At 65.7% G+C, this 13,428-nt stretch carries 12 protein-coding genes; 6 read left to right on the top strand and 6 right to left on the bottom strand.

All coding sequences use genetic code 11. The features are described from left to right. Positions 1–76: 76 nt before the first annotated feature. From infB to rimP, 4 genes are all read right to left on the bottom strand, one after another. Complete coding sequence (infB, locus tag ACFVSJ_RS02375) at positions 77–2,932, bottom strand: translation initiation factor IF-2 (protein WP_387433916.1); 2,856 nt, start codon at positions 2,930–2,932, stop codon at positions 77–79. A 152-nt stretch (positions 2,933–3,084) separates the two neighbouring features. After that, positions 3,085–3,438 (bottom strand): YlxR family protein, encoded by a 354-nt coding sequence (locus ACFVSJ_RS02370; RefSeq protein ID WP_387433914.1) that lies wholly within the window; start codon positions 3,436–3,438, stop codon positions 3,085–3,087. A 138-nt stretch (positions 3,439–3,576) separates the two neighbouring features. Continuing rightward, a complete protein-coding gene (gene nusA / locus ACFVSJ_RS02365; RefSeq protein ID WP_387433911.1) occupies positions 3,577–4,557 on the bottom strand; it encodes a transcription termination factor NusA in 981 nt (326 codons plus the stop codon). Then, entirely contained in the window at positions 4,557–5,168 is a 612-nt protein-coding gene (gene rimP, locus ACFVSJ_RS02360) for a ribosome maturation factor RimP (RefSeq protein ID WP_387433909.1), read from the bottom strand. The genes nusA and rimP overlap by 1 nt, the downstream gene beginning before the upstream one ends. Positions 5,169–5,273: 105 nt before the next feature. Between rimP and ACFVSJ_RS02355 the strand changes: the two genes are divergently transcribed. Genes ACFVSJ_RS02355 through ACFVSJ_RS02345 form a run of 3 tightly spaced genes read left to right on the top strand, consistent with a single transcriptional unit; the run spans position 5,274 to position 8,148 of the window. Then, positions 5,274–6,326, top strand: coding sequence for a DUF4439 domain-containing protein (locus tag ACFVSJ_RS02355; RefSeq protein ID WP_387433907.1), 1,053 nt, complete (start codon positions 5,274–5,276; stop codon positions 6,324–6,326). 51 nt (positions 6,327–6,377) lie between these two features. Beyond that, a complete protein-coding gene (locus ACFVSJ_RS02350) occupies positions 6,378–7,106 on the top strand; it encodes a VIT family protein (protein ID WP_387433905.1) in 729 nt (242 codons plus the stop codon). A 34-nt stretch (positions 7,107–7,140) separates the two neighbouring features. After that, on the top strand, positions 7,141–8,148 hold the full coding sequence (locus ACFVSJ_RS02345; protein ID WP_387433904.1) for an aminoglycoside phosphotransferase family protein: 1,008 nt from the start codon (positions 7,141–7,143) through the stop codon (positions 8,146–8,148). Between the two features lie 3 nt (positions 8,149–8,151). On the opposite strand, the gene ACFVSJ_RS02340 is transcribed toward ACFVSJ_RS02345, so the two are convergent. Then, a complete protein-coding gene (locus tag ACFVSJ_RS02340) occupies positions 8,152–8,946 on the bottom strand; it encodes a sulfite exporter TauE/SafE family protein (protein WP_387433901.1) in 795 nt (264 codons plus the stop codon). Beyond that, the gene (locus tag ACFVSJ_RS02335) at positions 8,943–10,754 is read right to left on the bottom strand and encodes a proline--tRNA ligase (RefSeq protein ID WP_387433898.1); all 1,812 of its coding nucleotides are present in this window, start codon (positions 10,752–10,754) and stop codon (positions 8,943–8,945) included. Before ACFVSJ_RS02335 ends, ACFVSJ_RS02340 begins: the two co-directional genes overlap by 4 nt. 474 nt (positions 10,755–11,228) lie before the next feature. Between ACFVSJ_RS02335 and ACFVSJ_RS02330 the strand changes: the two genes are divergently transcribed. From ACFVSJ_RS02330 to ACFVSJ_RS02320, 3 genes are read left to right on the top strand one after another with little or no spacing between them, the layout of a single operon-like run. Beyond that, entirely contained in the window at positions 11,229–12,020 is a 792-nt protein-coding gene (locus ACFVSJ_RS02330; protein ID WP_387433896.1) for an ABC transporter ATP-binding protein, read from the top strand. A gap of 8 nt (positions 12,021–12,028) precedes the next feature. Further along, complete coding sequence (locus tag ACFVSJ_RS02325; RefSeq protein ID WP_387434171.1) at positions 12,029–12,772, top strand: ABC transporter permease; 744 nt, start codon at positions 12,029–12,031, stop codon at positions 12,770–12,772. Beyond that, complete coding sequence (locus ACFVSJ_RS02320) at positions 12,769–13,380, top strand: TetR family transcriptional regulator (protein ID WP_387433894.1); 612 nt, start codon at positions 12,769–12,771, stop codon at positions 13,378–13,380. The genes ACFVSJ_RS02325 and ACFVSJ_RS02320 overlap by 4 nt, the downstream gene beginning before the upstream one ends. The last annotated feature ends 48 nt before the right edge of the window (positions 13,381–13,428 follow it).

The raw sequence follows: 13,428 nt of genomic DNA, 5'->3' as shown, positions 1-13,428 counted from the left end.
ACTTCCTCCTGGAAAGTAGAAACGGGAACGGAACGGGCCCGCCGGGAAACCCTGGCGGACCCGCTCCGAACGGAACCTAGACGCGCGGCTTCTCGCGCATCTCGAAGGTCTCGATGATGTCGCCTTCGACGATGTCGTTGTACGAGCCCAGGCCGATACCACACTCGAAGTCGGTACGGACTTCGGTGGCGTCGTCCTTGAACCGCTTGAGGGTCTCGACGGTGAGGTTGTCACCGATGACCTTGCCATCGCGGCTGACGCGGGCCTTCGTGTTACGGCGGATGATGCCCGAACGGACGATCGAGCCTGCGATGTTTCCGAACTTGGAGGAACGGAACACTTCGCGGACCTCGGCGGTACCCAGCTGGACTTCCTCGTACTCCGGCTTGAGCATGCCCTTGAGGGCCATCTCGATGTCATCAATTGCTGCGTAGATGACGGAGTAGAAGCGCATGTCCACGCCTTCGCGGTCGGCCAGTTCGGCCACACGCTCGGCAGGCTTGACGTTGAAGCCGATGATGATGGCGTTGTCCACCGTCGCCAGGTTGACGTCGTTCTGCGTGATGGCACCCACACCGCGGTGGATGACACGGAGCTGAACGTCGTCGTCTCCGACGTCGATCTTGAGCAAGGCGTCCTCGAGGGCTTCCACGGCACCGGAAACGTCACCCTTGAGGATGAGGTTGAGGGTGTCGATCTTGCCTTCGGCAACGGCCTGGTCGAAGTCTTCCAGGCTGATGCGCTTGCGGCGCTTGGCCAGTGCGGCGTTGCGGTCCGCAGCTTCACGCTTCTCGGCGATCTGGCGGGCAGTACGCTCGTCAGGCGTCACCAGGAAGGTGTCACCTGCACGCGGCACGTTGGACAGGCCGAGGACCTGGACCGGACGGGACGGCAGGGCGATGTCCAGTGCCTCGCCGTTCTCGTCGAACATGGCACGGACACGGCCGTGGGCAGTGCCGGCCACAATCGTGTCACCGACGGCCAGGGTACCGGACTGCACCAGGACGGTGGCCACGGAACCGCGGCCCTTGTCAAGGTTCGCTTCGATGGCAATGCCTCGAGCGTCCTTGTCCGGGTTGGCACGGAGGTCCAGCGCTGCGTCTGCGGTCAGGAGCACGGCTTCGATCAGTTCGTCGATGTTCAGGTTCTGGCGGGCAGAAACCTCGACGAACATGGTGTCGCCACCGTATTCCTCGGGAACCAGGCCGTACTCGGTCAGCTGGCCCTTGACCTTGTCCGGGTTGGCGCCTTCCTTGTCGATCTTGTTCACGGCAACCACGATCGGCACGCTGGCGGCCTGTGCGTGGTTGAGCGCTTCAACCGTCTGCGGCATGACACCGTCGTCGGCTGCGACAACCAGGATCGCGATGTCCGTGACCTTCGCACCACGAGCACGCATGGCGGTGAACGCCTCGTGGCCCGGGGTGTCGATGAAGGTGATGTCGCGGGCTGTGCCCTCGTGGACGTGGCTGATCTGGTAAGCACCGATGTGCTGGGTGATGCCGCCGTGCTCGCCGGCCACAACGTTGGAGTTGCGGATGGCGTCGAGGAGGCGCGTCTTACCGTGGTCAACGTGGCCCATGACGGTAACTACCGGCGGGCGGGCTTCGAGGACGTCGTCGCCTTCGGCATCCAGTTCACCCTGGAGGTCGATGTCGAACGAGTCGAGCAGTTCGCGCTCTTCGTCTTCCGGAGAGACAACCTGCAGCTTGTAGCCGAGTTCGGCGCCGAGCAGTGCGAACGTGTCTTCGTCGAGGGACTGTGTGGCAGTGGCCATCTCACCGAGGTGGAACAGCACCGTCACGAGCGAAGCGGGGTTCGCATCGATCTTCTCGGCGAAGTCCGTGATGGACGAGCCACGACGCAAGCGGATGATCGTCTCGCCGTCGCCGCGGGGTACGGTTACGCCGCCCAGCGACGGAGCGCTCATCTGCTCAAGTTCCTGGCGCTTTGCGCGCTTCGACTTGCGCTGCTTGCCACGGCCTGCGCCGCCCTTGCCGAATGCACCCTGGGTACCACCGCGTCCGCGGCCACCCTTGCCGAAGCCACCGCCGGCGGGAGCCCCGCCACCGGTGCCGCTACCGGGTGCGCCACCTGGACGGCCGGGACCACCAGGACGGCCCGGACCACCGGGACGGCCACCCGTAGGTGCCGGACGCTCGGTGCGGTTGGGCATCATGCCCGGAGTAGGACGGTTTCCACCAGGGCCGCCGCCGGGACGCGGGGCACCCGGACGGGGAGCGCCAGGGCGCGGTGCACCCGGACGCGGGCCACCGGAACCGGCAGCGGGACGGGGACCGCCTGCACCGGCCGCGGGGCGCGGACCACCGGGGCGTTCGCCCTCAGAGCGGCCACCCGGACGGGGCATGCCCTGGGAAGTTGCAAACGGGTTGTTGCCCGGACGCGGCGGACGCTCGCCGTCGCCACCACGGCCGCGGGGCATGCCCTGCGAGGTAGCGAAGGGGTTGTTGCCGGGTCGCGGACCCCCGGGGCGGGGAGCCTGGCCACCTTGGCGTCCGGGAGCGGGAGCGTCAGCCTTCGGGGCAGGACGGGCTCCCGGCTTTGCCGAAACCGGGGTGGAAGCAGCAGGGGCTGCCGGTGCCGCAGGCGCTGCGGGAGCGGGCGCTGCCGGAGCCGCAGGGGCTGCCGCAGCGGGAGCTGCGGGAGCCTTGGGGGTCGCCGGACCCGGAGCCGGAGCAACCGGACGGGACGGAGCGGGAGCTGCGGGACGGCTTGCAGCGGGGGCGGCGGGTGCTGCCGACTTTGCGGCACCTGCACCCGGGTAGGCGTCGCGAAGCTTCTTCACGACGGGGGCCTCAATGGTGGAAGAGGCGGAGCGAACGAATTCGCCCAATTCCTGCAGTTTGGTTACTGCATCTTTGGAAGTGATACCGAGCTCTTTGGCGAGCTCATGTACGCGGACCTTGGCCACATTTCTCCTGTCTCGGTCCGCACCGAGCCAGGCACGAACCGTCTACTTCTTACTGCAGGCCCTTGCCGCTTCCACGGCGGAAAGGCCCATTGCAGAGCGCAACAAAGTTGTCATCGTTACGCACTCATCGCTGGGAACTCATCGGGTTTCCATCAGATTTCTGACCCGCTTTCAGGTTTGGACGGTTTTCCTGCGGCGGCCGGGGCCTCCACAAGTGGCATGCCGGACATGAAACGGCGTTCGACGGCGGTGGTTTCGGCAGCGCCCTGAAGGGCCCTTCCGAAAGCGCGCCGCTTGATCGCCAATGCCAGGCACTTTTGGTCGGGGTGCAGCCACGCACCCCTGCCGGCCATCCGGCGTCGTTCATCCACCACGACAACGGGAGAACCGCTGCCTTGGGCGACCAGCCGGACAAGCTCGGACCGGGAGCCATGCTTCCGGCATCCGATACAGGTGCGAACAGGACCGGCCACTTGGTCACGGCCACGTCCAGGCAGTTCAGCCACGATGTGTCCCAAGCTGCACATGCCCCTCTACGTACGGATACCGGACGTAAGCCCGGTTCCATCTATTCTAGCCCCCCACCCCGGACAGCCGAAACCGGGGGCTTTCCAGACCGGCGTGGTGGCGTCGCGCCGTCCTTCCTAGTCGGCCTTCGCCGGTGCCGCGTCGGAGACGATGTCGATCCGCCAACCAGTCAGCTTCGCTGCGAGCCGGGCATTCTGGCCCTCCTTGCCGATGGCCAGCGAGAGCTGGTAGTCCGGAACCACCACGCGGGCCGAGCGGGTGGCCTCGTCCGTAATGGTGACCGAAGTCACCCTCGACGGCGACAGCGAGTTGGCAATGAAGGTGGCGGCATCGTCGCTGAAGTCGACGATGTCGATCTTTTCGTCGTTCAGTTCCGTCATGACGGCACGGACACGCGAACCCATTTCCCCGATGCAGGCGCCCTTGGCATTGACGCCGGCGGCGTTGGCCTTGACGGCGATCTTGGTACGGTGCCCGGCTTCGCGGGCCAAGGCGACGATCTCCACCGAGCGGTCAGCGATCTCCGGAACTTCCATTTCGAAGAGCTTGCGGACAAGGCCGGGGTGCGAACGGGACAGAGTGATGGACGGGCCCTTGGCGCCGCGGTGGACATCCACCACGAAGGCGCGGAGCCGGCTGCCGTGGAGGTACTTCTCGCCGGGAACCTGCTCGGGCGGCGGAAGAAGGGCCTCCACCGTGCCGAGGTTGACCTGGATCATGTGCGGGTTGTTGCCCTGCTGGATCATGCCCGCCACGAGCTCGCCTTCGCGGCCCTTGAACTCACCGAGCACATTGTCGTCCTCAACGTCCCGCAGGCGCTGGAGGATGATCTGGCGCGCGGTGCTGGCGGCAATGCGGCCGAAGCCGGCCGGGGTGTCCTCGAATTCCCCCACGGCCTCGCCGTCGTCGTCGAGTTCGGTGGCCCAGATGGTCACATGGCCGCTCTTGCGGTCGAGCTCGGCACGTGCCTTCTCGAAGGCGCCGGGCGTCTTGTGGTAGGCCACCAGGAGCGCTTGCTCAATGGTGGGGATCAGGAGGTCCAGCGGGATTTCACGCTCACGCTCCAGGAGTCTCAGTGCGCTCATGTCAATATCCATTAGGCCTCCTCGGAAGGTCCATTGTGTTCGTCTGCCAGCCCGGCCTCGTGGAGGTGGCTGAATTCAATCTCGACTTTTCCGTGGCGGATCCTGTCGAAAGGAATGGTGATGGGGTCGCCCTGCTTGGGCTTCATGCCCTTCTTGACCTCGTGCTCGGGGATGAGCGTCACGGCGTCTTCGTCCACCGATGCGATCCGGCCGGTGAGGTTCTCGCCCTGGATGACATTCACCTTGACCATGCGTCCGCGGGCGCGGTGCCAGTGGCGGGGTTCGGTCAGGGGGCGGCCCACGCCGGGCGAGGACACCTCGAGATCGTAAGGGCGTCCGTCGTCGTGGGGATCGTTGTCCAGGATATCGGACAGCCCGCGGGAGACATCCGCGATTGCATCCAGGCTCACTCCCCCCGTTTCTTCCTGCGGGAGGTCCACGACGACGTGGACGGTGCGGTGGGAGCCTGCGACGTGGATGGCGACATCCTCGAGGTAAAGGCGGTTGGCGAGGACAGCCGGTTCCAGCAGGGCCTTGAGCCTGCTTTCTTCCGGGTTGCGGATGGTGGCCGTCGAGTTGGTGTCTGTACGGTCTGTTGAAGTCGTGGCTTCCGAGTCACTCACGCTGCCCGCCGCCTCCCGATAGATGTTGTTGTGAGTACTAGCCTAACGATTTTCAGAACAACATGGTGCACGGAGTTTGCCGCACACGTGACACCATGGTGTGTTGTGAACGAGCAAAAAGGTGAAAAACGGCCACCCCGCCACTGGGCCCGGATCGTGCTCGTTTCGATCGTCGCACTCCTGGTGATCGGCACCGGAATCGTCCTTGTTCCCCGGGATTCCGGGGCTCCGGCGGCCATTCCCTTCTCGGAAACGGCACGGAGCAGCGCTTTCGAGGACGCGCTTTCCCTGCGTGATTCGGCCTCCTCCCTCGCTGCATCGCCCGCACCCGGCGTCGGAGCCGATACGTGGACGGCTTCTGTGACATTGCTGACAACGCATGCGCGCGCACTGTTCATGCCGGCAGCGTCCGGCTCGGCAACAGCTGCTTCCAGCCTTGCCTCCGTGGCAGGACCTACGGCCGCGTCCTTCATCGCCGACCTGGCAGCGAGCGGGCGGAAGCGACTCGAGGACGCCAAAGAGTCCGACGCCGGCATCGCCCGGCTGCTTGCCGCCGTCGGAACCTCCCAAGTGCTCGACGCCGAAAGGCTGGCGAAGCTGTTGAAGCTGCCCGCCCCGGCCGCAGAACAGGTCACCAACGCAACCGCATCCGCGCAGGGCCAGGCCTCGTGCCCCTCCGTCAGTCCAACGCCCGCGCCCACCGAGGCCACAACCGATGCAGCCTTGGCTGCCGCTGTCCGTTTCGAGCACCAGGCTGTGTATGTCCATCAGGTAGCGCTGAAGCGGCTCGATGCATCGGCCGCCGTGACCGCCTCCAAGGGGCTCGACATGCATGAGCGCCTCCTGGAACAGGCCGAATCCCTCACAAGGATCAATTGCGGCGACGTTCCCACCCGCGAGGCCGGCTACAGCCTCCCGACGCAGTTCGCCGCCGACCCCGCCGCTTCCTTGGGCGCTTTGGAAGCGGACTCCCTGCCGGTGTTCGGCGACCTCGTGGCCCTCTCAACCGGCCCAATGCGGGAGTGGTCCATGGACGCGCTTCTTGCCGCGGCCCGCCGCGGCGCCGCTTGGGGCGCAGCGCTTCCGTCCCTGCCGGGACTCACCCTCGACGTCGGGAACTTGCCGCAACTGCCTTCGCCCACAACCGGCCGGGGATAGGCCAGCCTTTCCATGCTGGCGGAGACGCCATGGCGGTGCTTGGCTGGGACCATGGCCTCAGCAGAACCTGCCACGATGCACGAGAATGAACCACACCGCGACGACCTCGCCCACCGACTCAATTGGCTGCGTGCCGGGGTACTTGGGGCGAACGATGGGATCGTCTCCGTTGCCGCGATCGTGGTGGGCGTTGCCGGTGCCACCACCAATACAGGCAGCATCCTGGCCGCCGGGACGGCCGGACTGGTGGGTGGTGCGATCTCCATGGCATTGGGCGAGTACGTCTCGGTCAGCAGCCAAAGCGACACCCAGAAAGCCCTCATTGAAAAGGAGCGCAGGGAACTCGCAGAACAGCCGGATGAAGAGCTGGAAGAGCTGACGGCGATCTACCAGGCCAAGGGACTGAGCCCGGAAACCGCACGGACGGTGGCCCGGGAGTTGACTGAGCATGACGCGCTGGCCGCCCATTTGTCCGCGGAACTGAATATCCATGAGGACGACATCGTCAGCCCATGGAATGCCGCCTTTGCCTCCGCGGTTGCCTTCACCCTTGGGGCCATCCTCCCGATGTTGGCCATCCTGCTTCCGCCTCCTGGCCTGCGCGTGCCATTGACGTTCGCGGCGGTGCTGCTCGCATTGGCGATCACGGGCGCAGTGGGCGCATGGATCGGCGGGGCCTCGAGATTCCGGGCCGCCGCGCGGGTGGTCCTTGGCGGTGCCCTTGCCTTGGCCGCCACGTTCTCGATCGGCAGCCTGTTGGGCGCCAGCGGCGTTTTCTGACAGCCCGGGAGCTTCCCGGCGCTAGGCTGATCGCGTGAGAATCCACGCCGTGATCCCTATTCCGGGCGATCTGCATGCCCGGTACAACCGCGACTCCGCAGGACGCGACTGGCTGGCGAGCCTTCCGGGGCTCATCCGGGACTCCCTGGACCGGTGGGACCTGACTGTTGACTTGCCTCCCGGCGCCGAACCCTGGAACGGCCATGGCGCGTTGGTGATTCCCGTGCTGCGCGGTGACGTCCAGGGCACCCTCAAGATTGCGTATCCCCACGACGAAGCCATAGTGGAGCGGTACGCGTTGTCCCTGTGGAATGGTCACGGCGCGGTCCGGATGCTGGAGTCGGATGGGGTCAGCTGCTCCATGCTCCTTGAACGCCTTGACGCGGCGGCCTGGCTGCAGGACGCCCCCTTGGATATCGCCCGCGACACATGGGGTGGCATTGTGCGCCGTCTCTCCATCAGCCCCGATGAGCGGGCCGAGTGGCGGGCGTTTGAGCATGTGGCCGCCACTGCGGAACGCTGGAGCGACGAACTTCCGCAGGATTGGGAACAGCTTGACCGGCCCTTCCCCCGATGGTTGCTGGAGGCGGCCTTGGAGGTCTGCCAGACGCGAGGAGCAGTCGGCCGCCGCTCCGGCAGGGACGTGCTGGTACACACTGACCTGCACTACATGAATATCCTTGCCTCGCGTGACGGCGCCGAATACCTTGCCATCGACCCCCAGCCACAGGTGGGCGAAGCCGAGTTCGCGGTTGCACCGGTCCTGTGGAACCGCATCCGGGACCTGCCGGCAAGCCAACCGGAAGCCGCACTCCGTGAGCGGTGCTCCGACTTCAGCCTCGCCGCGGGCCTGGACCCGGAAACCGCCCGTCAATGGAGCGTCGCGAGGGAAGTGGAGAACGCCTTGTGGTACGCCCGGAAACCAGGACACTCCGGCGATTTGGCCCGTTCCCTCTGGGTGGCCAGCACGCTCGCCGGAAAGACGTTGGAGGGCCTCCCGGCCGCCCATGATCTCCCCGACCCAGGCCAGGCGGCCACCTGACGCCTAGGCGAAGTTGTCGTTCCGGACGTCCGCGCCGAGCTTGATGATGAGGGCGGCAACCACCACAAGGAACACGATGCGGACAAAGCGGCTTCCCCTGGCCACCGCCGTCCGTGCACCGAGGTAGCCGCCGGCCATGTTGGAAAGGCCGAGCACCAGCCCCACGCCCCACAGCAGGGAGCCGTGCGGCAGGAAGAAGATCAAGGCGCCCGCGTTGGTGGCCATGTTGACGATCTTCGCCTTGGCGCTGGCTTCGAGGAAGGCGTACCCCATGGCCGACACCAGGGCGATGACCAGGAACGAACCCGTGCCCGGGCCAATCAGGCCGTCATAGAACCCAATGACTGCCCCGATCAGGCACGCAACCACATAATGCTTGTGGCCATCATGCCGGAGCGCCGTCAGCTCACCGGCGTTGGGGCGCAGGGCGGTGAAAATTGCGACGGCGATGAGCGCCACCACGATGATGGGCTTGAACACGCTGGCCGGCAATGAAGCCGCCAGGATGGCTCCGCCAAAGCTGCCGGCCAAAGCGATAACGGCCATGGGGATGGCCGTCTTGAGGTCGGGTCCAACGCGCCGGTAAAAGGTGACAGCACTCGTGGTGGTGCCGAAAATGGAGCCCATCTTGTTCGTTGCCAGCGCCTGGACCGGCGTGATGCCCGGTACCAGGAGCAGGGCGGGGAGCTGGATCAGTCCCCCGCCTCCAACCACGGCGTCGATCCAACCGGCTGCGAATCCGGCCACCACGATCAGGATGAGCGTGGTGGCCTGGATCGACTCGAAGCCGGAAATCAACGGCTGCGGACGGCGTTGACCACGTAGTCCACGGCCTTGTCCACCGAGACGTTCTCGGCTTCGCCGCTGCGGCGGTCCTTGATCTCAACGACGCCGTCAACCAGTCCGCGGCCGACAGCCAGGATGGTGGGCACGCCCAGCAATTCGGCATCCCCGAACTTCACGCCCGGGGAAACCTTGGGACGGTCGTCGTAAATGACCTCGAGGCCGGCTTCCTCCAGCTCGGCGGAAAGCTTCTCCGCAGCCTCGAAGATTTCGTCGCCACGGCCAACGGCCACCACGTGGACATCAGCCGGCGCCACGGTGCGCGGCCACACCAGGCCGCGGTCGTCGTGGTTCGCCTCGGCCAATGCGGCCACCGCCCGGGTAACACCAACACCGTAGGAGCCCATGGTCACCACAACCTGCTTGCCGTTCTGGTCCAGCACCTTCAGGTCCAGGGCTTCGGCGTACTTGCGGCCGAGCTGGAAGATGTGGCCCATTTCGATTCCGCGGGCCGTCTCCAGCGGACCGGAGCCGTCCGGAGCTTCGTCACCCGCACGGACCTCGGTGCTTTCGATCACGCCGTCCCACGAGAAGTCGCGACCAGCCACCAGGCCGAAGACGTGCTTTCCGTCCTGGTTGGCGCCAGTGACCCAGGCGGTTCCCGGCACAACGCGGGGATCAACCAGGAACAGGAGCTTGGAGGAACCTTCGAGACCAAGGACGGGTTCTTCCTTGGACAGGCCGGGGCCGATGTACCCCTTGACCAGCCACGGCAGCTTCTTGAGGTCTTCCTCGTTGGCTGCTTCGAGGCCGATTTCGCCGGCGATGGGCAGGAAGGCGCCGATGTTGGCCTCAACGCGCTTGAGGTCCACTGCACGGTCGCCCGGCACGCCGATCACGACGATCTGGCGCTCACCCGTGGGCAGCGTCACGGCGAGGACGACGTTTTTGAGGGTGTCGGCGGCCGTCCAGGCACCGCCGTCGGCCTCGCTGCGGGACGCAAGCTGGTTCGCGGCGTCCACCAAGGTGTCGATGGTGGGCGTGTTCGGGGTGTCCAGGACCTCTGCGGCGGGCGCGTTGCTGAAGTCGATGTCCGCCGGAACAACGGTGGTGACGGCCTCCACGTTGGCGGCGTATCCGCCGGCGGAGCGAACGAAGGTGTCCTCGCCAATCTCCGTGGGGAACAGGAACTCTTCGCTCCTGGATCCACCCATGGCGCCGGCCGTAGCCGCGACCGGAACAACTTCCAGGCCCAGCCGGTCGAAGATCTTCAGGTAGGCAGCGCGGTGCGCGGCGTAGCTGGCGTCCAAACCGGCGTCATCGACGTCGAAGGAGTAGGAGTCCTTCATGATGAACTCGCGGCCGCGGAGCAGGCCTGCCCGGGGGCGTGCTTCGTCGCGGTACTTGTTCTGGATCTGGTACAGGCTCAGCGGCAGGTCCTTGTACGACGAGTACAGGTCCTTGACCAGCAGCGTGAACATTTCCTCGTGCGTGGGCGCGAGGAGGTAGTCGGCGCCCTTGCGGTCCTGGAGGCGGAACAGGCCCTCGCCGTATTCGGTCCAGCGGTTGGTGGCCTCGTACGGTTCGCGGGGAAGCAATGCCGGGAAGTGGACTTCCTGGGCACCAATGGCGGCCATTTCCTGGCGGATGATTTCCTCGACCTTGCGCAGCACACTCAGGCCCAGCGGGAGCCACGTGTAGATGCCGGGAGCGGCCCGGCGGATGTAGCCGGCACGGACCAGGAGCTTGTGGCTGGCGACCTCGGCGTCGACGGGATCTTCGCGCAGGGTGCGCAGGAACAACTGGGAAAGGCGAAGGACCACGGGTACCTATCCGTTTCTATGGCAGTCAGGGCAAAAAGAACTGTGTACTAATCTACCGGCTGCGGGCTGCCCCTCTGGAACGCGGGACACAGAAGAGCCACGCCCTTGCGTCTGGAAGCCCCTGGCCGAACCCGGCTGGTCATCCTGCAATGGCGTGGCTCAACGGCCGGCCGGCCGCAGACTGTGTCCGGGGACTAGTGCCCCATTCCCTCCAGCGGAATGGGATCGCCTGCGACTGGGAAGCATTGGTCATTGCCGAACTCGCGGATGGCACAGCTGCGTGTAGCAACCTTCAAGGTCAAAGTCATGATTTTCCCCCTCGCCACCCGCACCCCAACGACACGGCTAGGGACGAATGTATGTGATTGGCGACACCTTTTCAAGGATTCACGGTCCCTCGGGGCCCTTGAAAAGCTGAACACACCGGCCTACTTTTATTTCATCAGGTGATGAATTACCAGCTGGGAGGTCGCCATGTCCCACGTCGCCAAGCACGCTGGAGCGACGCCGGCCACTGCCATCGAGGCGTCAGGACTGCACATCTCCCGTGGCCGGACCAAGATTCTTCGGGGGCTCGATTTCACCGTGGACGGAGGGCGGATCACCGGGCTTTTGGGCCCGTCGGGCAGCGGCAAGACAACGCTCATGCGCGGCATCGTGGGCGTCCAGCGGCAGACGCGTGGCACGCTCACGGTCCTGGGCAGGCCTGCAGGCAACGCGGCGCTCAGGCACGACGTCGGGTACGTCACCCAAGGAGCCAGCGTCTACGGCGACTTGAGCGTCGAGGCGAACGTCAGGTACTTCGGCGCGATGCACAGCGCGACGGCGGCCGACGTCGCTGAGGCGATTGCCGCCGTCGGACTCCAGGACTTTGCCCGCCAGAAGGCCGCGGACCTGTCCGGCGGACAGTTCAGCCGCGTTTCGCTTGCCTGCGCCTTGGTGGCCCATCCCAGGCTGCTGGTCCTGGATGAACCAACGGTGGGCTTGGACCCGGTGCTCCGCGCGGAGTTGTGGGAACGGTTTGCCACCATGGCCGAGGCCGGAACCACGCTCCTGGTGTCCAGCCACGTCATGGAGGAAGCATCCCATTGCTCTTCGCTCCTGTTGCTGCGCGAGGGGCTTCTGCTGGCACAACTGACGCCGGACGAACTTGCCGAACGCGGGCGGAGCAAAGACCTGGAGCGCGCCTTCCTGACCATGATCAAGGGAATCGAACGGGAGCCTGCCGCCCCTCCGGCCCACCCCGAAAGGACGGTGGCGTCATGAATCCCCGCATGACCCTTGCCACGGCCACGCGCGTCCTGGGCCAGTTGCGCCACGACCACCGCAGCATCGCACTCATCCTGGTGGTTCCGGCCCTCTTGCTGACAGCCGTGTACTTCCTTTTCGAGAATGAGAGCTTGCCTCCGGGCCTCCCGCGCACGTTCGACCGCGTTGGCCTGATGATGCTGGCGATCTTCCCCTTCGTGGTGATGTTCCTGGTTACCTCCATCACCATGCTGCGGGAACGCACGTCCGGGACGCTGGAGCGGCTTTTGACCACGCCCATCCACAAAGCGGATCTGCTGTTCGGCTACGCCCTGGCTTTCTCGATCATGGCGGCCCTGCAGTCGTTGGTGGCCACGGCCGTCGCGTACTGGGTGTTCAACCTGGACATCAAGGGCAGCCCTGGCTTTGTGGTGATGATCGCCGTAATCAATGCCGTCCTGGGCGTGGCCCTGGGGCTGTTGTGCTCGGCTTTCGCCCGGACCGAGTTCCAAGCCGTACAGTTCATGCCGGTGGTAGTGGTGCCGCAGATCCTGTTGTGTGGATTGTTCGTGGCGCGGGACCACATGAACGATGTCCTGGATACGATCTCCGGATTCCTCCCCTTGACCTTCTCCGTGGACGCACTGCAGGAGGTCGCAGGAAATACCGAAGCCACGCAGGTACTCTGGCAAGACACGCTGGTGATGGGAGGAATAGTGGTGGGTGTCCTGGTTCTTGCCTCACTGACGTTGCGCAGGCAGACCGCATGAGCCTCCAGCCCCTGCGCCGTGGCCGGCGAGGCGCTGGCGACCATTCGAGGGAAGCCATTCTCACTGCGGCCCGCAAACTCTTCGCCGAACAAGGATTCGATGGCACCAGCCTGCGCCACGTGGCCAGGGAAGCCTCAGTGGACCCGGCCATGGTGCACCACTACTTCAAGGGCAAGGACGAGCTGTTTGCCGCCAGCGTGGAGTTGCCGGCGGACCCCGCCGCTGTGCTGGCCGGCGTTGATGCCTTGGATCCCCCTGCCCGTGCTGAGGCGATCGTCAAAAACGTGGTGCGGCTCTGGGAAGGGCCGGCCCAGCACGCGCTGGTGGCGTTCGTCCGGGGCACCATTGGTTCCAAGGCGAAGACAGCCCTGCTCCGTGAAATGGTCAGCAGGACGGTCCTCTCCCGGATCGCCACGGGTCTGCCCGGCGACGAACAGGAGGCCAGGCTCCGGGGCAACCTGGTGGCCTCGCAGTTGATCGGCCTGATGGTGGCACGCTACGTGGTGCGGCTGGAACCCCTGGCGTCCGCCGCGGAAGAAGACGTCGTCCGCATGGTAACCCCCACTGTCCAGCGGTACCTGACGGGAGAGTTGGACCCAGCCACGTAGCTGGCGGCAGTGGTTGCTCCACGGAGGGGGATCCAACCCCTGCCGCCA

Origin of the sequence: Paenarthrobacter sp. NPDC058040, from assembly GCF_042885775.1 — a bacterium.
In the GTDB taxonomy this organism is placed as follows: Bacteria; Actinomycetota; Actinomycetes; order Actinomycetales; family Micrococcaceae; genus Arthrobacter.
This window is presented reverse-complemented; position numbering and strand designations above follow the sequence as displayed.